Consider the following 18,374-nt stretch of genomic DNA (forward strand, 5'->3'; position numbering starts at 1 on the left):
GGATGCCGGAGGGATAGGAATTCGGCAGACCCCGGGGGCCCTACTTTGCCAGCCATGATTGTTTAACCCTTTGATTTGCAAGGGCTCTCGGCCGACACGCGCATCTGGGATTGCGACCGTCTGGCATGCCCGGGGCAATACATTTCGGAGGGACTTTCTTCCCTCGGGAAGCACTTTATTCCCGCTGTAAGGGCTTTATTCCCTTGCAAGGATTTTATTCCCCGAGCTCAAATGGCCCGCCCATCTCCTATACTCCGCATGCCACCTTTCATCCGGAGCCAAACCATGGATTACACCCCCGGCATCAGCCAGCTCGCCGGCCTGCTCGCCGATCCCGGCCGCGCGGCCATGCTGTGGGCGCTGATGGACGGCAGCGCCCGGCCCGCCGGCGAGCTGGCGCTGATCGCCGGGCTGTCGGCCTCCTCCACCAGCGGCCACCTGGCGCGCTTGACCGAAGGCGGGCTGCTGGTGGCCGAGACGCGCGGGCGCAACCGCTACTACCGCCTGGCCGCGCCGGAGATCGGCGTGGCGATCGAGGCGCTGGCGTCGGCGTCGCTGGCCAGCCAGCCGCCGCGGCTGCGCGACGTGCCGGTATCGCGCACCGCGCCACCGGCGCTGCGCCAGGCGCGCACCTGCTACGACCACCTGGCGGGCGAGCTGGCGGTGGGCCTGTTCGAGCGGATGACGCATTCAGGCTGGCTGATGCTGGACGGACAGCGCGTAGACCTGAGCGGCGACGGCGCGCAGGCGCTGGCGGGGCTGGGTGTCGACGTGGAGGCGGCGCGGCGCAAGCGGCGCCAGTTTGCCTGCACCTGCCCGGACTGGAGCGAGCGCAAGCCGCACCTGGGCGGCGCGCTGGGCGCGGCGCTGTTGGGCAGCCTGCTGGCGCGCGGCTGGGTCGAGCCCACGCGCACCTCGCGCGCGTTGCGCGTGACACCGGCCGGCCAACGCGAGATCATGCGCATCGCGGCCTAGGAGACCGCAGCAAACGGAGAAAAAAGATGGCCACACCACTGGACGACGACACGCAGGACGCGATTGCGCGTTTCTTCGCCCTGATCAACCTTGGCGACAGCGCGCAGACCTCGGCGCAGCTGTCGATGTTTGAAGATGCCCTGCTCGATGCCGAGGACGATGACACCGATGGCCAGGAACTGCTGTGGGTGATCCGCGAGGTCATCGACTGGCAGTCCGGGTTCTTTGTCGACTGGAAGGATGCCCAGTCCTTTATCGGCTGCCTGAACCAGCTATGCGAACGGATCGACCTGGAGATCGACTGGGGCAGCGATGACCCCGAGGAAGAAGCCTTCCTGGAGACCACCAGCGTGCCGGAACTGATGGAGCTGGCGCACAACCAGTTGCGCGTGGCCGGCTATACGCTGTGGAACTGGGATACCGGCGGCGACGCCTACGGCGGCTGGATCACGCGCAGCGAGGACGACGAGGAAATGCTGGATCTTGCCGAAGTGCTGCACTTTGACGTGCGGCCGGCCGAGCAGCCTTATTGACCGATGCCCGCGAGCGGAGGCCGCGGCGGCTAAGCGTTCTCCCTCCGCTTGCCGGACGGGCGCCGCGCCTCCGGCACCCCCAGCGTCTGCTCCAGCACGTCCAGCAGCACCCGCACGCTGGCCGGCATCAGCTTGCGCGCCGGCATCAGCACGTAGACCTTCAGCGGCGATGAGGCATAGCCCGGCAGCACGCGCACCAGCTGCCCCTGACCGACCGCATCCTGCACGAAGCGCGGCGACAGCCGCGTCACGCCCAGCCCGTCGAGCGCCGCCTTGAGCCGCAGCTCGGCGTTATGGGTGCAGATGCGCGGCTCGACATCCAGGCGTGCAATCTCCACGCCGTCGCGCAGGAACTCCCAGTGCCGGTCGTCGGCGTTGCCCAGCGTGGGCCACCCCTGCAGGTCCTGCGGCGTGCGCGGCAGCCCGCGCGCCTTGATCAGTGCCGGCGCGGCATAGAAAGCGCGTTCAACCAGGACCACGCGCTTGCTGGCGAACGAGGTGTCGTGCAGCGCGGTGTCGGTCATCACGAACGCCAGGTCGTAGCCGTGGCGGATCAGGTCGGGCTGGTCCCAGCTGACATCGACCTGCACGCGCAGGCCGGGGTGGGCGCGCAGCACGCGCGTCAGGCTTTCGGACAGATGCTGGGAGCCGACTTCATAGGGGGTGGAGATGCGCAGCAGGCCGCTGACTTCGGCGCTGTCCGAGGTGGCCTCGGCACTGATTTCATGGAGTTCGGCGAACAGCGGCGCCACGCGCTCATACAGGCGCTGGCCGCGTTCGGTCACGCGCACGCGGCGCGTGGTACGTTCGAACAGGCGGATGCCAAGCTGGCTTTCCAGCCGCGCCACCGCGGCGCTGGCGGAAGATTTGGGTACCTCTGCCAGCTCGGCCCCCTGGGTGAAGCCGCCGCCTTCCACCACGCGGCAAAAAATCTCCCAGTCCTTCCATTCGATTGTCTTCATGCGGCGCCTCGTCATTGCGGTGCGCCGCGATTGTCCCACAGCGCGAACCATGGCGCTGTGGGCAGCGGCCCTTAATCGAACAGGATCACCGAGCGCGCCAGCTCGCCACGGCGCAGTTCGTCGAAGGCATCGTTGATGCGCTCCAGCGGCAGGCGCTGCGCAATCAGTTCGTCCAGGTGCAGGCGGCCGGCCATATAGAAGTCCACCATGCGCGGCATGTCCACCGGAAAGCGGTTGGATCCCATCAGCGAACCCTGGATGCGCTTCTCGGCAAGGAAGTCACTGCCCTTCAGTTCGATCTTGACGCCCGGCGCGATCATGCCGATGACCGTGGCGGTGCCGCCCCGGCGCAGCATGGCAAAGGCCTGCTCGGTAGTCTGCTTCAGGCCGATGGCCTCGAAGGCATGGTGCACGCCGCCGCCGGTGAGGGTGCGCACGGCATCCAGTACGTCTGCATTGCCGGCGTCGATCACGTCGGTCGCGCCGAACTTGCGCGCCAGCTCCAGCTTGGCCGGCACGCGGTCGATGGCGATGATGCGCCCGGCACCGGCAATGGCGGCGCTGTTGACCGTGGCCAGCCCGATGCCGCCGCAGCCGATCACGGCAACGGTCTCGCCCGGCTGCACCTTCGCGGTATGGATCACCGCGCCCATGCCGGTGGTGACCGCGCAGCCGATCAGCGCGGCGCGGTCCAGCGGCATGTCGCGCCGTATTGCCACCAGCGCGTGCTCATGGATCAGCATCTGCTCGGCAAAGGCCGACAGGTTCAGGAACTGGTTCAGCGGCCCGCCCTGGCGGGCCATCAGGCGTGGCTCTTCACCTTCGCGGCGGCGGGTATCGGGCTCAATGCACAGCGAAAGGTGGCCGGTCAGGCAGTGCTCGCAATGGCCGCAGTATGCCGACAGGCAGGTGATCACGTGGTCGCCGGGCTTGACCGTGCGCACTTCGGCGCCGACCTGCTCGACCACACCCGCGGCCTCGTGGCCCAGGATCGCCGGCATCGGGTACGGGTAGGCACCGTCCAGGAAATGCAGGTCCGAGTGGCACACGCCCACGGCGGCGGTGCGCACCAGCACCTCGCGCGGGCCGGGCTTGCCGATGGCAACGTCTTCGATAATCAGCGGGGTCTTGGGTTGATGCAGGACAGCGGCTTTCATGAAGCTCCTTTGCGGCAGGCAACGAAGCGGAAAACCATACGCCCAAACCCGGGTTCAGGAAAGGCGCGGTGCAGCACGCAGTCAGGTTTACAACTCTTCCTTGATCGGGAGCACGCGCAGCACGCCAATGCCCAGATGCTGCAGCGGACCCATGCCGGGTTCGCTGTCATAGACCATGAGCTGCCCTTTCTCGCGCGTGGTCCAGGTCAGGCGCCGGTTGCCGCCGTCGCCATCGGTCTGCATGCCGACGCGGTAGGCCATGTCGAGCAGCCCGTGCTCGGTGGACTTGATCATGCGCTCGGCCAGGGCCGGGCTGTCCAGCACGACGCCCATCTCGGTATTGAGCTTGGCCGAGCGCGGGTCCATGTTGAGCGAGCCGATGAATACCAGGTGCCGGTCGACGATGTAGTTCTTGGCATGCAGGCTGGCGCGGCTGGACGACAGCCATGAGCGCGAGCGCGAACCGCGCGCGGCCTTGCCGCTGCTTGCCAGTTCGGCGTAGGCGCTGGGCTTGAGCTCGTACAGCTCGACGCCCGCGGCCACCAGCGCCAGCCGGTGCGGGGCGTAGCCGGCATGCACCGGGCTGACATCGGTGGCGGCAAACGAGTTGGTCAGGATGCGCACGCGGATGCCGCGCTTTGCCAGGGCGATCAGCCAGGCCTCGCCGTCGTCGTCCGGCACGAAGTACGGCGAGATCAGCAGCACTTCCTTCTGCGCGCCGTTGATCATTTTCTCGAGCCGGGCGGTGGCGTGCCCGGGGTCGTCGTCGGTCTGGTGCGTAATCTTGGCGGCCTTGTCGGAGACCACGACAGCCTTGCCGCTGTAGGCAGGCATGCGGCCGCTCTCGATGCCCTTGGCCAGGCCGGACTCCAGCAATTCCTTCACGTAGGGGCTGGCGACGGCCTGGTCGCCGCGTGCTTCCAGGCCCTTGCGCAGGCTGCGCATCTCCACCGGCGCTTCCTTGCCTGCGGGGATCAGCGCCACCACCGGGTATGAGGACTGGTCGTTCCAGTATTCGTCGAACACGGCCGATACCTGCGGTACCGCCGGTCCGGCAATCAGCACATCAAGGTCGCTGAAATCCATGTCGGTGCGCGCGGAGAAGTAGGCATCGCCGACATTGCGCCCGCCCACCAGCGACATCTGGTTGTCCACCGTCATCGACTTGTTGTGCATGCGCCGGTCCAGCCGCTTGAAGCCTGCCAGCATTTCCAGCCAGCGCACGCTGCGGTTGGCAAACGGATTGAACAGGCGCACCTCGATATTGGGATGCGAATCGATGGCCGACAGGATTTTGTCCATGCCGCCGGTATGCAAGTCGTCGAGCAGCATGCGCACGCGCACGCCGCGGTCGGCCGCGTCGATGATGTCGCCCAGCACGGCGGCGCCGGTGCCGGTGGTTTCGAAGATATAGGTCTGCAGGTCCAGGCTGCGCTGCGCCGCACGCGCCATCGCCAGCCGCGCAGCGAGCGCGTCGGGCCCGGACGACAGCGGATAGAACAGCGATTCGCCGGGGCGCTGGGCAAGGCGCGGCGCCAGCACCTTGCCCAGCGGAGTATCGGCGGTACTGGCCGGGGCGCTCGAGGGGGTGCGCTGCGCCGAGGCCGGCAGGCTGGCGCACCCTGCCAGCAGCCCGGCCACCAGCGCCGACCCCAGCATGGCCGCCGTCAGCCGGCGCAGGCCCCGGCTGGCGCCCGCGTGTGCCGCGGCACGGCTTGACCGGGTATCGAACGGAATATGGCAGAGCGTCTGGAACATCCGTAAGGTCCCCCTGCGGCGGGATGGAATGGAGCTGGCCCCGCGCGCCGGCCGGCATGCAGCGCCTGCTACCTCGCACGATATACCGCGCGCCGCTGCCGTGGCAGCGGTGCCATTCCTGTTCCGCGCCGGGTGTTTGTCCTACACCTCATTGCACAGGCACGCGGCGACGCGGCGGATGCAGCACACCTGGCGGCCCACAGCCCGCGCAGCGGCTTTCCCTGCACAGCGATTTCTCTTATGATGCCGCCCAATATACCGGCCGGTAGAACCGGGAGGAGGCACTGGCGGCGGGCCCCCGCGACCCGTGCGGCTGGCGCTTCGGCACAGCTTGCCGCCTCTCGGCGATGCCGGCATAGTTGCGCGCCTTCGCGCCTTTTGTCCTGGCGCGCGCCCAGACCGGATCCTGATGTCAAGCCAACCTTCCCAGCCCCCCTCTTCCGGCGCCCCCGCGCCGACGCTGCGCCGCACCCTGCGGGCACGCCATCTCACCATGATCGCCATCGGCGGCTCGATCGGCACGGGGCTGTTCGTGGCCTCGGGTGCCACCATCGCGCAGGCCGGCCCCGGCGGCGCGCTGGCCGCCTATATCCTGATCGGGGCGATGGTCTATTTCCTGATGACCAGCCTGGGCGAGCTGGCGGCCTATATGCCGGTGTCGGGCTCGTTCGCCACCTATGGCGCGCGCTATGTCGATGAAGGCTTCGGCTTCGCGCTCGGCTGGAACTACTGGTACAACTGGGCGGTGACCATCGCCGTGGAACTGGCCGCGGCCCAGCTGGTGATGCAGTACTGGTTCCCCGACACGCCGGGCGTGCTGTGGAGCGCGCTGTTCCTGGGCCTGATGTTCCTGCTCAACGCGATCTCGGTGCGCGGCTTCGGCGAGGCCGAGTACTGGTGCGCGCTGGTCAAGGTGGTGACGGTGATCGCCTTTATCGGCATCGGCACGCTGATGATCTTCGGCATCCTGCGCGGCGACGTGTCGGCCTCCCACGGATTGGCCAACCTGACCACCGGCGACGCGCCCTTCGTCGGCGGCCTGCCGGCGCTGATCGGCGTGGCCATGATCGCCGGCTTCTCGTTCCAGGGCACCGAGCTGATCGGCGTCGCCGCCGGCGAATCGGCCGATCCGGCCAAGAACATCCCACGCGCGGTGCGCCAGGTTTTCTGGCGCATCCTGCTGTTCTATGTGCTGGCGATCCTGATCATCGGCATCCTGATCCCCTACACCGACCCGAACCTGCTCAAGAACGACGTGCAGACCGTGGGCGTCAGCCCGTTCACGCTGGTGTTCCGCCATGCGGGCCTGGCCTTTGCGGCAGGCGTGATGAACGCGGTGATCCTGACCGCGGTGCTGTCGGCCGGCAATTCGGGCATGTATGCCTCCACCCGCATGCTGTACAACCTGGCCACCGAAGGCCGCGCGCCGCGCATCTTTGCGCAGCTGACGCGCAACGGCGTGCCGCTGATGGCGCTGCTGGCCACCACCGCGGTGGGCGCGCTGTGCTTCCTGACCTCGCTGTTCGAAAGCAGGTCGGTCTACCTGTGGCTGCTGAACCTGTCCGGCATGACCGGATTTATCGCGTGGCTGGGCATTGCGGTCAGCCATTACCGCTTCCGCAAGGGCTTTGTCGCACAGGGGCTGGACCTGGACCGGCTGCCTTACCGCTCGCCGTTCTTCCCCTACGGGCCGATCTTCGCCTTTGCGCTGTGCCTGATCGTGACGCTGGGGCAGAACTACCAGGCCTTCACCAGCGGCAAGATCGACTGGGTCAGCGTGGCCGCCACCTATATCGGCATCCCGATCTTCGTCCTGATCTGGCTGGGTTACCGCATTGCGCGCAAGACGCGCTTCGTGTCCTATGCCGAGATGCAATTCCCCGCCCTGCCGGCCAGACGCGATGCCGCCCCAGCCCGCGCCGCCGTGCCGGCAATCGGTGAATAAGCGCCAATCCCGGGCGCTTCACGACCAGCAGTACACAAAAGCAAGAAAGCACAACAACAAGGAGCATCGCTTTGAAGAAAGCAATCCGCATGAGCATGCTGGCGCTTGGCGCCTGCATGGCACTGAGCCTGTCCGCGCACGCCGCGCCGACGCTGGTGGAATCGGTGCAGGGCTATACCCTGAAGCAGGACAAGATCACCAGCTTCACCGGCCTGGTGTTCGACCAGGGCAAGGTGCTGGCCACCGGCGACGCCGCCGCGCTGCGCGCGCAGTACCCCGATGCCAGACGCATCGACGGCCACGGCAAGACCCTGCTGCCGGGCCTGATCGACGCCCACGGCCATGTGTTCCGCCTGGGCTTCAAGACCACCGAGATCTCGCTGTCCGGCACCAGGACGCTGGCCGACGCGCAAGGCATGATCCGCGCCTATGGCGACAAGAACCCGCAGCGCAAGTGGCTGCTGGGCTATGGCTGGAACCAGGTGAACTGGAAGCTGGGCCGCTTCCCGACCGCGGCCGAGCTGGACGCGGCGGTGTCGGACCGCCCGGTGCGGCTGGTGCGCGTGGACGGCCACGCCGCGTGGCTCAACACCAAGGCGCTGCAGGCCGCCGGCATCACGCGCGACACCAGGGACCCGGCCGGCGGACGCATCGAGCGCGATGCCAACGGCAACCCCACCGGTGTGCTGGTCGACAAGGCCATGGCGCTGGTCAACAGCGTGATCCCGCCGTACAGCGACGACGATCGCCGCGCCGCACTGGCCGCCTCGCTCGCGCACATGAGCGCGCTCGGCCTGACCGCAGCGGGCGACGCCGGCGTGACCGTTGCCGAAGACAAGATCTACCGCGAGTTCGCCGACCAGGGCAAGCTGACCACGCGCATCTACGGCATGATCCGCGACACCGGCGACGACTTCAAGGCGCTGTCGGCCAAGGGGCCGCTGGTGGGCTATGGCAACGACCGCTACTACCTGCGCGCGGTCAAGCTGTATGGCGACGGCGCACTGGGCAGCCGCGGCGCCGCGCTGATGGCACCGTACTCGGACGACCATGTGCACAGCGGCCTGCTCTTCATGAGCGATGCCGCCATGCAGACCGCGGTCAAGAGCGCGATCAAGGCCGGCTACCAGGTCAACATCCACGCCATCGGCGATGCCACCAACCACCAGGTGCTGGATGCCATGGAAGCGGCCTACAAGGACGTGGGCGGGCGCCAGCTGCGCAACCGCGTCGAGCACGCGCAGGTGATCGCGCTGTCGGACATCCCGCGCTTCAAGACGCTGGACCTGATCGCCTCGATGCAGCCCACCCACGCCACCAGCGACATGAACATGGCCGAAGACCGCGTCGGCAAGGACCGCATCAAGGGCGCTTACGCCTGGCAGACGCTGCTCAAGCAAGGCACCGTGATCGCGGGCGGCTCGGACTTCCCGGTGGAATCGGCCAACCCGTTCTACGGCCTGCACGCCGCGGTCACCCGCACCGACCATGAAGGCCGCCCGATCCGCGGCTGGCATCCGGAAGAGGCCATGACCCTGCCGCAGGCATTCCGCGCCTTCACGCTGGACGCGGCCTATGCCGAGCACCAGGAGAAGACGCTGGGCTCGCTCGAAGCCGGCAAGTGGGCCGACTTCATCCTGGTCGACCAGGACCTGTTCAAGGCCAAGCCGGCAGACATCTGGAAGACCCAGGTGCTGGAGACCTGGGTGGCGGGTGAGCGGGTGTACGCGAAGGACGGCAAGCGCTGAGCGTTTCCCACGCATCCCGCGCGCACGCGGTAAATCTCACCCGCTAGCCATGGCTGGCGCTCCCCCTCCCGCACGCGGGAGCGGGGAGCTGACAGACCGCATCAGTCGCCTGCACGGCAGAGATCGGCCCTCAGATCGTCCAGCGACTCAAACCTGCGCAACCCGCCGGCCCGCGCTTGCCTCAGCGCAGCAATAGTCGCCGCATTTGGCGTCATCAACGCCAAGGGAAGTGCCTTGTCGGTCGCTATGCGCTTCAACAGCATGCGCACTGCGTCGGACACCGTCAGGCCCATCGCTTCCAGCACGGCAGAAGCCTTTTCCTTGGGTTCGCAGATCAATCCGGACACGAATGTTCGACATGGCCATGGCAGGCTCCAGTGATCGATAAGGGAGTCAGGGAGCCTAGCGCGAACGGCTACGCCAGCCATCCGTTGCTTTCACCGCAACATCCTTCCAACACCTTGACCCTCGCAACCGGCTTAGGCATCATTCGGCCTTTTCGTAAATGCGAATTATTCGCATTTGTATCTACATTTACATACAGGTTTGCCTGTCTCCTGCCCTCTGCGGGTCCCCTCATGAATCGTCAAGTCATTCGCGCCGCACGCCTGCGCGCACCGAAACCCCGCCATCTCGCCGTGCTGGCGCATCTGGCCGTCCTGGCCGGCTTTCCGGCAACCGCCGCGCTGGCGCAGCAAGCCGCGGCGCCAGCGGATGCGCAGTCGCTGCCCGCGGTGACCGTCAGCGCCTCGGCGGTCGACGATTCCGGCCTGCAGCTTGAGAAAAAGGCCAGCACCGGCGCGCTGGGCTCGCGCACGCAGCTCGACACCCCGTACTCCACCACCATCGTCACCGGCGAAGACCTGGCCGACCGCCAGGTGGCCAAGCTGGGCGATGTGTTTGCGATGGATGCGTCGGTCAGCGACAACGGCAACGGCTACAACAGCTGGTCCAGCTACCTGAGCGTGCGCGGCCTGCAGATCGACTGGCAGAACGGCTTCAAGATCAACGGGCTGCCGTTCGTGGCCTACGGCATCACGCTGCCCTATGAGCACATGGAGCAGGTGGAACTGCTCAAGGGGCTGCCGGGCTTCATGTACGGTTTTGCCACCCCGGGCGGCATCGTCAACTACGTCACCAAGAAGCCGACCGACACCTTCACCGCCTCGTTCGAACTGGGCTACCGCGCCGCCAATGTCTGGAGCGAGCACGTCGACCTGGGCGGGCGCGCCGGCCCGAACAGTATGTTCGGCTACCGCCTGAACGTGACGCACGAGGAAGGCACGCCCTACAACGCGCGCAATATCAAGCGCGACAGCGTCTCGCTGGGCCTGGATGCGCGCCTGACCAGGGACCTGACCTGGACCTTCGACTCGATCTACCAGGACCGCCGCGCCACTGGCCAGATGCCGTCGTTCAGCCTGTGGAGCTACGGCGACGCGGCCCTGCCGGCCGCGGTGTCCGGCCGCATCCGCAACTTCGCCGGTGCCGACCAGCACCTGAACACCAACCTGCAGCTGTACAGCACCGGCCTGCGCTACCAGATCAATCCTGACTGGGCGGCCAGCACCAACTACAGCTTCACCAAGGTCAACCGCAGCCGCAACGAAAGCACCTACAACCTGCTGAACCAGGCCGGCGACTACAGCGACCAGCGCTACGACACCGCGCAGAACCAGCAGGTGGGCCAATGGCAGGCGATGCTGGAAGGCAAGTTCCGCACCGGGCCGTTCGGGCACCAGCTGGTGGCGGGCCTGTCGTGGCAGAAGCAGATCGACCGCTATGACAACAACGGCTTCGGCGCCGTCATCGGCACCGGCAACATCTTCGAGCCCAACACCAACACGTACTACAGCTCGACCGCCTTCAACAAGGTGCGCAACAGCGACATTACGCAGAAGTCGGTGTTCGCCAGCGACACCGTGCAGCTGAGCGAGCGCTGGTCGGTGCTGGCCGGCCTGCGCGTGACCAACTTCGAGCAGAACGGCTACGTGCCGGTGAGCTCCAGCTACAGCAAGAACGGCGTGGTCACGCCCACGCTGGCGCTGATGTTCAAGCCGGTGCCCACGGCCACGGTCTACGCCAGCTACGTGGAAGCGCTGGAGCCCGGCTCGATCGTGCCGGATGGCTACACCAATGCACGCCAGCTGCTCAGCCCGATCCGCAGCAAGCAGTATGAAATCGGCGTCAAGGCCGACCAGGCCGCCTGGAGCGCCACCGCCGCCGCCTTCCGCATCGAGCGCGGCGCCGAGTACGACAGCATCAACGGCGGCGTGCCGACGCGCCAGCAGGACGGCACCTCGATCTACCAGGGGCTGGAACTGGCCGGCGTGTACCGGCTGGGCCCGCAGTGGGAATTCGGCGCCAGCGCGATGTACCTGGACTCGTACTACGACAAGGGCCTGGCCAACAACGGCAAGCGCGTCGCCGGTGCGCCTGACCTGGTGCTGGCGGGACGCATCAGCTACCGCGTGCCCTTCGTGCCAGGCCTGCGCCTTGGCGTCGATGGCAAGTACACCGGCAATACCAAGCTGAACGCGGGCAATACGCTGGACGCCGGCGGCTACACGGTGTTCAATCTCGGCGCGAGCTACAACACCCGCGTCGCCGGCAAGGACCTGACGCTGCGCGCCGCGCTGAACAACGTGACCAACAAGCGCTACTGGGGCTTCCAGTACGAGAACTACATCCAGCCGGCCGATCCGCGCAGCGTGAGCCTGACGGCGAAGATTGCTTATTGAGATTGGCCGGAGCGCAAGGCCGCCCGCAGAAGCCCCGCTTCCGCAGGCGCCTGCCTTCAGTCAACCTTGACGTTCAGGTCTTTCACCACGCCAGCCCATTTGGCCAGTTCGGCATTGACGAAGCGGCTGAGTTCAGCCGGGGTGCTGCTGGCCGGCGTCGCCCCTTCCCCGTTGAAGCGCTGAACAAGCTTCGGCGACGCCAGTGACCTGGCGACGGCCCGGTTCAGCGCATCGATCACCGGCTGGGGCGTATTCTTCGGTGCCAGCAATGCATTCCAGGTATTGATCTCGAAGCTGCCGAAGCCCGGCACTTCACGCATGGCGGGAACATCCGGCAGTTGCGGCGACCGCTCCCTGGTGGTCACGGCGATGGCGCGCAGCCTGCCGGCCTTTACCTGCGGCAGGGCGCCAGGCAGCGTGGCGAAGCTCAGTTGCGTCTCGCCGGCGATCACCGAAGTATTGGCAAGCGCTCCGCCCCGATACGGCACATGCACCAGCTTGGCATTGGCGCTCTGGGCAAACATCGCACCGGCCAGGTGGACGGGCGAACCGTTGCCGCTGGATGCGTAGTTCAGCTCTCCCGACTTCTTCCGGGCCAGCGTCACCAGGTCAGGCACGTTCCTGGCGGGCAGGTTCGGGGTCGTGATCAGCACGAGCGGGATCGAGGCGACCATGCTGACGGGCGCAAAGCCGCTGACCGGCTCGTAGCCCAGCGTTTTCTTGTACAGGGCTGGGTTGATGCCGTGGCTCGACACGGTTGCCATGAACAGCGTATAGCCATCCGGCGCCGACTGCTGCACATAGGCGGCGGCCGAGTTGCCGGCCGCGCCGGGCTTGTTCTCGATGATCACCGACTGCTTCAGCTCGCTGGCCAGTTGTTCGGCCAGCGCCCGCGCCAGGATGTCGGTCGTGCCCCCGGCCGCATAGCCCACCACGATACGGATGGGCTGTTGCGGATATTGGGCCGCCGCGTGCCCTGCCAGGCCCAGGCCGGCCACGGCCATCGCGAGGACAAGCCTCTGCTTCGTGTTCATGCCATGTCTCCTCTCTTTTGTATGTGTCCCCACGTCATGCGTGGCGGCATTGCCGATATTCCCGGAGCTCCGGGATGTAACGCTTATTGGCCCTTGAAAGCGGGGCTGCGCTTTTCGGCGAAGGCGCGCTTGCCCTCGCGGTAATCGTCGCTGGCGAAGCACTGCATGACGAGCTGCTGCATGCCCGCGATATCGACCTGCGGGCCCAGCTGCTGCAATTGACGAATCATGCGTTTGCCGGCGCGCAGCGTGAGGGGCGCGTTGGCGGCAATCTGGTCCAGGCGCGCCTGCAGCGCCGTGTCGAGGTCGGCCGCATCGGTCACGTGGTGGACCAGGCCAAGGGCCTTGGCGTCCGCCGCCGCATAGCGGTTGGCGGTCAGGAAGATTTCGAGCGCATTGGCGGCGCCGACCGTGCTGACCAGATTCCGGATTGCGGTGAGCCGGTAGCCCAGGCCGAGCTTGCCGGCCGGGATGGCGAAGGTGCTGTCGGCCGACGCAATCCGGATATCGCAGCACAGGGCAATATTCAGGCCGCCGCCGATGCAATAGCCCTTGATCCTGGCGAGGGTCGGCTTGGCGTAGTCGTAGAGGGCCAGCTGGGCGGCCTCGGCCACTTGCTCATAGGCCGCGACGGCCTCTTCGCCGGAGCGCAGGCTGTCGAACTGCGCGATGTTTGCCCCGCTCACGAAGGCGCGTTCTCCGGCGCCAGTCAGCACTACCGAGCGCACTTCGTCGTCCTGCTCGAACGCTGCGAGCGCCTGGGGCAGTGCCGCCCACATGTCGAACGAGACGGCGTTGTGGCGGCCAGGGTCGTTGAAGATAATCCAGCCGGTGCGGCCGCGTTTTTCGACCAGCAGGGTATCGGTAATCTCGCCTTGCAGTATGCGTGTCGTGGTCATGTTGTCTTTCCAGGCGCTCGGGCCTTATGTCTTTCAATACCGTTGGTCAAGTGGTAGCGCATGGCGGCGCGCGCCTGGTCGGCGTTCCCCGCGGCAATGGCGTCGAAGATCGCGTGGTGCTCCTGCTCGACTTCCGCGATGCGCGTGGTCCCGGTCGAGGTGGAACGCAGCGTGCGCACGGAGTCGTGGAGCACATGGCTCAGATGCGCCATCAAGCGGATGAAGTACGGGTTGTTGGTCGCGTTGCCGACCGCGAGGTGGAAATCGAGTGCGGTGTCCGCGCCCTTTTCCCAGTCTCCGCCCGCTTCATCGACCTTCGCCAGCGCCAGTCGCAGCGCCTCCAGCTGCGCGGGCGTGCGGAACCGCGCCGCCAGCGCGGCCGCGCCCGATTCGATCTCGACGCGCAGCTGGAAGACATGCTCGAGCGCATCCTCATGCAGCAGCTCGTCGGTGACGATCTCGAAGTTGCGCTGCCCGATGCCCTGCGCCACGAACGTGCCGGTGCCGCGCCGGGTTTCAACGTAGCCGGCCAGCTTCAGGCGCGCGATGGCCTCGCGCACGACATTGCGGCTCACGTCGAACGCGGTGGCCAGCTCGTTCTCCGTAGGCAGCTGCTGCCCGTGGGCCAGGGTCCCGTCCAGGATGCGCTGGCGGATCTGGTGCGCGATCTCGTCGGGCAGGTTGTCCGGCCGGCGCAGGCTCGTGAATCCGCGAATCTCCATGCCAAGTTGGGCCTTCATCAGAATCTCCGTCATGTCCGTGGCCCCGGAAGCGGGGCAATCATGGCGGATATGGTAGCGCTCAATCAGATGACCCCCTGCGCTGCAAGCGCTTCGATCCGCGCGGAATCCAGGCCGAGCAGCGAACGGTACACGTCGTGGTTGTGCTCACCGCTCTCCGGTGCCGGCGCCAGTTCGCCCAGCGAGGTCCGGCTCAGGATCACCGGCTGGCCGACCACGGAGATCGTGCCCAGCCTGGGGTGCTCGATGGGCTGGCTCATGCGCAGATGTTCGACCTGCGGATCGGCGAAGGCCTCGTTCATGCTGAGGATGGGGCCGCACGGCACCCCTTCGCGATTCATGCGGCCGATCCATTCCTCGGTGGTGCGCGTGCGCGTGCGCTCGGCGATCGCGGCGTTCAGCGCCGGGCGATTGCGGGCACGCAACGGCACCGTCAGGAAGCGCTCGTCCGCGATGAGTTCAGGCACGTCGAGCACCTTGCACAGCCGCGCGAAGATGTCGTTGCCCATGGCGGCGATATTCATGTAGCCATCCTGCGTCGGGAACACGCCGGTCGGGCTGCTGGTGGGATGATCGTTGCCGCTCTGGCCCGGCACCTCGCCATTCATCAGCCAGCGCATGGCCTGGAAGTCCATCATCCACAGCTGCGATTGCAGCAGGGAGGTCTGCACCCACTGGCCCTGGCCGGACACTTCGCGTTCCAGCAGCGCCACCATCAGGCCGATCGCGCAGAACAGGCCGGCGGTCAGGTCCGCAACGGGAATCCCCGCGCGCATCGGTCCGCGCCCGGGTTCGCCCGTGACCGACATCATGCCGGAGATCCCTTGCGCGATCTGGTCCAGGCCCGGGCGCTCGTGGTACGGACCATCCTGCCCGAACCCCGATACGCTGCCATAGACGATGCGCGGATTGACCTTGCGCAGCGACTCATAGTCGATGCCCAGCTTGAACTTCACGTTGGGCCGGTAGTTCTCCACCACCACATCGGCCTTGCGCACCAGCTCCAGGAACAGCGCGCGCCCCTCCGGATGCTTGAGGTTGAGCGTAATGCTCTGCTTGTTGCGATGGGTGTTCTGGTAGTCGGCAAACTGCGCCGAACCGCCCGGCTTGTCATCGGGCGCCTGGCCCGGCTCTTCGATCTTGATGACGGTCGCCCCCCAGTCGGCGAACTGGCGCACGGCGGCCGGACCGGAGCGCACGCGCGTGAGGTCGAGTACGGTGAATCGGGAAAGCGGACCATGCCCCATAGTTATCTCCAATTTTGTCTCTTTGCCAGGCATCTACAGATGGGATGTTGGACATCCTATATTCAGGATCTGCACGAATCAAGCCGGGGGTAAACCCCTGAGGACATCCCGGAGTGGACGAAAAGACTTCAGGGAAAGCGAATGTTGACAATCACGAAACCGTGATCTACAACATCGTCTACACACCAAATCAATTTTGTAGACAATTTTGTAGTCAATAAAAAGCAGCTTTCCACCGGCGCACACCAAAGAGCCAAACGGCCGCATGTCGCCTATCGTCAAGACACACATCTGCCAGGAGACTCAGATGATGCAAACGACCGCAACCCCCGCCGACGCACCGCAGGTGCAGGCGGGGCATGCCGCACACGGCAACGCCCTGATCAAGCCGGGCTATGACGAACGCCTGACCAACGAGGACCTGGCGCCGCTGCGCAAGCAGACCTGGGGCACCTACAACATCTTTGCCTTCTGGATGTCGGACGTGCACAGCGTGGGCGGCTACATCACTGCCGGCAGCCTGTTCGCGCTGGGGCTGACCAGCTGGCAGGTGCTGGTGTCGCTGCTGGTCGGCATCCTGATCGTGCAGTTCTTCTGCAACCTGGTGGCCAAGCCCAGCCAGGTGACCGGCACACCCTATCCGGTGATCTGCCGGGCCTCGTTCGGCGTGCTCGGCGCCAACATCCCGGCGGTGATCCGCGGGCTGATCGCAGTGGCGTGGTACGGCATCCAGACCTACCTGGCTTCCAGCGCCTTCCTGGTGCTGGCGCTGCACTTCTTCCCCGCGCTGGCGCCCTATGCCGACGTGAAGCTGCACGGCTTTGCCGGACTCTCCACGCTGGGCTGGGCCGCATTCATGGTGCTGTGGGTGTTGCAGGCGCTGGTGTTCTGGACCGGCATGGAGACCATCCGCAAGTTCATCGACTGGGCCGGCCCGGCGGTGTACGTGGTGATGATCGCGCTGGCGATCTGGCTGGTGAACAAGGCCGGCTGGGAGAACGTCAATTTCACGCTGAGCTTCGTCAAGTACACCGGCTGGGAATCGGTGCCGGTGATGCTGAGCGCGATCGCGCTGGTGGTGTCGTATTTCTCCGGCCCGATGCTGAACTTCGGCGACTTCTCCCGCTATGCCAAGGACTTCAAGTCGGTCAAGCGCGGCAACTTCTGGGGCCTGCCGGTCAACTTCCTGGGCTTCTCGCTGCTGACCGTGGTCACGACCTCGGCCACGCTGCCGGTGTTCGGCAAGCTGATCACCGACCCGGTGGAGACCGTCAGCCATATCGACAGCACCTTCGCCATGCTGCTGGGCGCGTTCACCTTCATGACCGCCACCATCGGCATCAATATCGTCGCCAACTTTGTTTCGCCGGCATTCGACTTCTCCAACGTCTCGCCCAAGCACATCAGCTGGCGCACCGGCGGCATGATCGCGGCCGTGGCGTCGATCTTCATCACGCCGTGGAACCTGTACAACAACCCGGCGGTGATCCACTACACGCTGGACGTGCTGGGCGCCTTCATCGGCCCGCTGTTCGGCATCCTGATTGCCGACTACTACCTGGTGCGCCGCCAGCATGTCGACGTCGACGACCTGTACACGCTGAACCCGCGCGGCCGCTACTGGTACCGCAACGGCTTCAATCCGGCGGCGGTGGCCACCATGATCCCGGCGGCCATCATCCCGATCCTGTGCGTGGTAGTGCCGGCCTGGCAGTCCGCGGCCAACTACAGCTGGTTTATCGGCATGGGCATTGCGCTGGTGCTGTACCGGCAACTGGCGCCGCGCATGATGCCCGGCCACTTCGGCAGCCGCGCCGCCAGCCAGGCCTGATCTCCGGAACCATTCTTTCGACTGCACGATTTCGACCGCACTTAGCAGAGCCGCGCCCATGAAGCTGAAGATCATCAACCCCAATACCACCCAGAGCATGACCGACAAGATCGGGCAGTGCGCCGTCGCCGTGGCGGCACCGGGCACGCGCATCAGCGCGGTCAGCCCGCGCATGGGACCGGCTTCCATCGAAAGCCACTATGACGAAGCCCTGTCCGTGCCCGGCATCCTCGATGAAATCCTGGCCGGCGAACAGGAAGGCGTGGACGGTTACGTCATTGCCTGCTTCGGTGACCCCGGCCTGTACGCCGCCCGCGAGGTGGCGCGCGGACCGGTGATCGGCATCGCCGAGGCCGCCATGCATATGGCCAGCGTGGTCGGCAGCAGCTTCAGCGTGGTGACCACGCTGGCGCGCACCTGCAATATCGCCTGGCACCTGGCCGAGCGCTACGGCATGAAACGCTTCTGCAACAACGTGCGCGCCTGCGACCTGCCGGTGCTGGAACTGGAGCGCCCGGGCTCGGACGCGCGCCGCATCATCACCGAGGCCTGCCGCCAGGCGCTGGTTGAAGACCGCAGCGAATGCATCGTGCTGGGCTGCGCCGGCATGACCGACCTGTGCGACGAGATCGCCGACGCCATCGGCGCGCCGGTGATCGACGGCGTGGTGTGCGCGGTCAAGATGGCCGAGGCGCTGGTCTCGGTGCGCCTGGGCACCAGCAAGCGCGGCGACTGGGCGCGGCCGCTGCCCAAGGCGTATGCGGGCATGCTGGCCCCTTATGCGCTGAACTGAACCGTATGACT

The 18,374-nt window shown here is 66.3% G+C and carries 15 protein-coding genes; 7 read left to right on the plus strand and 8 right to left on the minus strand.

All coding sequences use genetic code 11. From position 1 onward, the window contains the following. The first annotated feature begins 285 nt into the window (after positions 1-285). Positions 286-975 carry an ArsR/SmtB family transcription factor gene (locus tag AC3WLE_RS06950; protein ID WP_492318243.1) on the plus strand — a complete coding sequence of 230 codons (690 nt, stop codon included), beginning with the start codon at positions 286-288 and terminating at the stop codon, positions 973-975. A gap of 26 nt (positions 976-1,001) precedes the next feature. Continuing rightward, complete coding sequence (locus AC3WLE_RS06955; protein WP_010810742.1) at positions 1,002-1,508, plus strand: DUF6630 family protein; 507 nt, start codon at positions 1,002-1,004, stop codon at positions 1,506-1,508. 29 nt (positions 1,509-1,537) lie between these two features. Here the strand turns inward: AC3WLE_RS06955 and AC3WLE_RS06960 are convergent, their stop codons facing one another. The 3 genes from AC3WLE_RS06960 to AC3WLE_RS06970 all read right to left on the minus strand — a co-directional run bounded on the left by AC3WLE_RS06960 (position 1,538) and on the right by AC3WLE_RS06970 (position 5,385). Further along, complete coding sequence (locus AC3WLE_RS06960) at positions 1,538-2,470, minus strand: LysR family transcriptional regulator (protein ID WP_492355888.1); 933 nt, start codon at positions 2,468-2,470, stop codon at positions 1,538-1,540. Between the two features lie 71 nt (positions 2,471-2,541). Continuing rightward, positions 2,542-3,627: a Zn-dependent alcohol dehydrogenase gene (locus AC3WLE_RS06965; RefSeq protein WP_492318241.1), complete on the minus strand. Its 1,086-nt coding sequence runs from the start codon at positions 3,625-3,627 to the stop codon at positions 2,542-2,544. An 87-nt stretch (positions 3,628-3,714) separates the two neighbouring features. Beyond that, positions 3,715-5,385, minus strand: a complete 1,671-nt coding sequence (locus AC3WLE_RS06970) for a phospholipase D family protein (protein ID WP_492318240.1) — start codon at positions 5,383-5,385, stop codon at positions 3,715-3,717. Positions 5,386-5,794: 409 nt separating this feature from the next. Here AC3WLE_RS06970 and AC3WLE_RS06975 point away from each other — a divergent pair, with 409 nt between their 5' ends. Then, entirely contained in the window at positions 5,795-7,330 is a 1,536-nt protein-coding gene (locus AC3WLE_RS06975; protein ID WP_492355887.1) for an amino acid permease, read from the plus strand. Between the two features lie 71 nt (positions 7,331-7,401). Next, entirely contained in the window at positions 7,402-9,078 is a 1,677-nt protein-coding gene (locus AC3WLE_RS06980) for an amidohydrolase (RefSeq protein ID WP_492318239.1), read from the plus strand. A gap of 101 nt (positions 9,079-9,179) precedes the next feature. Here AC3WLE_RS06980 and AC3WLE_RS06985 read toward each other — a convergent pair whose 3' ends face one another. Then, a complete protein-coding gene (locus AC3WLE_RS06985) occupies positions 9,180-9,425 on the minus strand; it encodes a type II toxin-antitoxin system RelB/DinJ family antitoxin (RefSeq protein WP_492350889.1) in 246 nt (81 codons plus the stop codon). Positions 9,426-9,656: 231 nt separating this feature from the next. On the opposite strand from AC3WLE_RS06985, the gene AC3WLE_RS06990 reads away from it, so the two are divergent. Then, complete coding sequence (locus AC3WLE_RS06990) at positions 9,657-11,819, plus strand: TonB-dependent siderophore receptor (RefSeq protein WP_492355886.1); 2,163 nt, start codon at positions 9,657-9,659, stop codon at positions 11,817-11,819. A 56-nt stretch (positions 11,820-11,875) separates the two neighbouring features. On the opposite strand, the gene AC3WLE_RS06995 is transcribed toward AC3WLE_RS06990, so the two are convergent. The 4 genes from AC3WLE_RS06995 to AC3WLE_RS07010 all read right to left on the minus strand — a co-directional run bounded on the left by AC3WLE_RS06995 (position 11,876) and on the right by AC3WLE_RS07010 (position 15,739). Further along, on the minus strand, positions 11,876-12,853 hold the full coding sequence (locus AC3WLE_RS06995; RefSeq protein ID WP_492318236.1) for a Bug family tripartite tricarboxylate transporter substrate binding protein: 978 nt from the start codon (positions 12,851-12,853) through the stop codon (positions 11,876-11,878). 83 nt (positions 12,854-12,936) lie between these two features. Further along, entirely contained in the window at positions 12,937-13,752 is an 816-nt protein-coding gene (locus AC3WLE_RS07000) for an enoyl-CoA hydratase (RefSeq protein ID WP_492355885.1), read from the minus strand. Further along, positions 13,749-14,492, minus strand: a complete 744-nt coding sequence (locus tag AC3WLE_RS07005; protein WP_492318234.1) for a FadR/GntR family transcriptional regulator — start codon at positions 14,490-14,492, stop codon at positions 13,749-13,751. Before AC3WLE_RS07005 ends, AC3WLE_RS07000 begins: the two co-directional genes overlap by 4 nt. A 65-nt stretch (positions 14,493-14,557) precedes the next feature. After that, positions 14,558-15,739 carry a CaiB/BaiF CoA transferase family protein gene (locus tag AC3WLE_RS07010; protein ID WP_492318233.1) on the minus strand — a complete coding sequence of 394 codons (1,182 nt, stop codon included), beginning with the start codon at positions 15,737-15,739 and terminating at the stop codon, positions 14,558-14,560. A 307-nt stretch (positions 15,740-16,046) separates the two neighbouring features. Here AC3WLE_RS07010 and AC3WLE_RS07015 point away from each other — a divergent pair, with 307 nt between their 5' ends. Beyond that, a complete protein-coding gene (locus AC3WLE_RS07015; RefSeq protein WP_492318232.1) occupies positions 16,047-17,570 on the plus strand; it encodes an NCS1 family nucleobase:cation symporter-1 in 1,524 nt (507 codons plus the stop codon). A gap of 58 nt (positions 17,571-17,628) precedes the next feature. Next, a complete protein-coding gene (locus tag AC3WLE_RS07020) occupies positions 17,629-18,363 on the plus strand; it encodes an aspartate/glutamate racemase family protein (RefSeq protein ID WP_010810757.1) in 735 nt (244 codons plus the stop codon). Positions 18,364-18,374 lie beyond the last annotated feature (11 nt).

The sequence above is a fragment of the Cupriavidus sp. FW306-1B-F12B genome (assembly GCF_058781795.1).

Excerpts from the sequence above, each read along its gene's own strand:
- AC3WLE_RS06955 (WP_010810742.1), top strand. The coding sequence starts at position 1,002 with ATGGCCACACCACTGGACGACGACACGCAGGACGCGATTGCGCGTTTC.
- AC3WLE_RS06960 (WP_492355888.1), bottom strand. The coding sequence starts at position 2,470 with ATGAAGACAATCGAATGGAAGGACTGGGAGATTTTTTGCCGCGTGGTG.
- AC3WLE_RS07015 (WP_492318232.1), top strand. The coding sequence starts at position 16,047 with ATGATGCAAACGACCGCAACCCCCGCCGACGCACCGCAGGTGCAGGCG.
- AC3WLE_RS06995 (WP_492318236.1), bottom strand. The coding sequence starts at position 12,853 with ATGAACACGAAGCAGAGGCTTGTCCTCGCGATGGCCGTGGCCGGCCTG.
- AC3WLE_RS06970 (WP_492318240.1), bottom strand. The coding sequence starts at position 5,385 with ATGTTCCAGACGCTCTGCCATATTCCGTTCGATACCCGGTCAAGCCGT.
- AC3WLE_RS07020 (WP_010810757.1), top strand. The coding sequence starts at position 17,629 with ATGAAGCTGAAGATCATCAACCCCAATACCACCCAGAGCATGACCGAC.
- AC3WLE_RS07010 (WP_492318233.1), bottom strand. The coding sequence starts at position 15,739 with ATGGGGCATGGTCCGCTTTCCCGATTCACCGTACTCGACCTCACGCGC.
- AC3WLE_RS06965 (WP_492318241.1), bottom strand. The coding sequence starts at position 3,627 with ATGAAAGCCGCTGTCCTGCATCAACCCAAGACCCCGCTGATTATCGAA.
- AC3WLE_RS06990 (WP_492355886.1), top strand. The coding sequence starts at position 9,657 with ATGAATCGTCAAGTCATTCGCGCCGCACGCCTGCGCGCACCGAAACCC.
- AC3WLE_RS07005 (WP_492318234.1), bottom strand. The coding sequence starts at position 14,492 with ATGAAGGCCCAACTTGGCATGGAGATTCGCGGATTCACGAGCCTGCGC.
- AC3WLE_RS06975 (WP_492355887.1), top strand. The coding sequence starts at position 5,795 with ATGTCAAGCCAACCTTCCCAGCCCCCCTCTTCCGGCGCCCCCGCGCCG.
- AC3WLE_RS07000 (WP_492355885.1), bottom strand. The coding sequence starts at position 13,752 with ATGACCACGACACGCATACTGCAAGGCGAGATTACCGATACCCTGCTG.
- AC3WLE_RS06950 (WP_492318243.1), top strand. The coding sequence starts at position 286 with ATGGATTACACCCCCGGCATCAGCCAGCTCGCCGGCCTGCTCGCCGAT.